Raw genomic sequence first — 898 nt, forward strand, 5'->3', positions numbered from 1 at the left:
GTCAGATGTGACAGGTGGCGGCGGATGACAGTCTATTCCTACGGCAGGTCAGACAGAGTCTGTCGGAGGCATGAGCAAGGGCGCGCGTGCCGGCAACGGGAACAGGCGCTGCCGCGCGGGTGCCGGTAGGGCAGAAGGGGAGGGGGATGAAGGAGAGAAGGGGCTGTATGGGGGCTGTTCTGGAACCCAAAAAAGGAGGAGACTGACACGCTCGTTCAGTTTGGATTCAGGCTGTGGCGAAAGGGCTAAACTAGAATCCGTGCTCTCAAGACCCAAGGAGATCTCTTCATGTCATTGCGATTGTTGTGTAGCGCCGTGTGCGGCGCCCTCTTGGCAGGCGGCGCCGCCCATGCGGCTGAGCCGGCCAAGTCCGCTATTTTGTTTGAAAACGTTCGCATCTTCGATGGCAAGGGGAGTTCTCTGAGCGCCCCCTCCTCGGTGCTGGTGGAAGGTAACCTGATCAGCAAGATCAGCCAGGGCGAGATCAAGGTCGAAGGCGACGTGCAGCGCATCGACGGTCAGGGCAAGACCCTGATGCCGGGCCTCATCGATGCCCACACCCACCTGATGTTTGCCACCCTGCCGCAAATCGCGGTGCTGACCAACGACATCACCTTCACCACGGTGGCGGCGACCAAGGCTGCCAATGACATGCTGATGCGCGGCTTCACCAGCGCCCGTGATCTCGGTGGCCCCGTCTTTGGCCTCAAGAAGGGGATCGACATGGGGCTGACCAACGGCCCGCGTATCTGGCCGGCCGGCGCCATGATCTCCCAAACCGGTGGTCACGGTGACTTCCGTATGCCCAACGAGCTGCCGGCACTGGAAGGGCAGTACTCCTTCGGTGAGAAGGCCAACGCGGCCATGGTGGCGGATAGCCCCGATGCGGTGCGCCAGC

Annotated in this window: 1 protein-coding gene; it reads left to right on the forward strand. The window is 62.0% G+C overall.

Annotated elements, in window-relative coordinates:
* Positions 1 to 288: 288 nt before the first annotated feature.
* On the forward strand, positions 289 to 898 hold a 610-nt coding region (locus tag BN1134_RS01570), incomplete at its 3' end, for an amidohydrolase family protein (protein ID WP_156991625.1).

Origin of the sequence: Aeromonas simiae (assembly GCF_000820125.1) — a bacterium.
GTDB lineage: Bacteria > Pseudomonadota > Gammaproteobacteria > Enterobacterales > Aeromonadaceae > Aeromonas > Aeromonas simiae.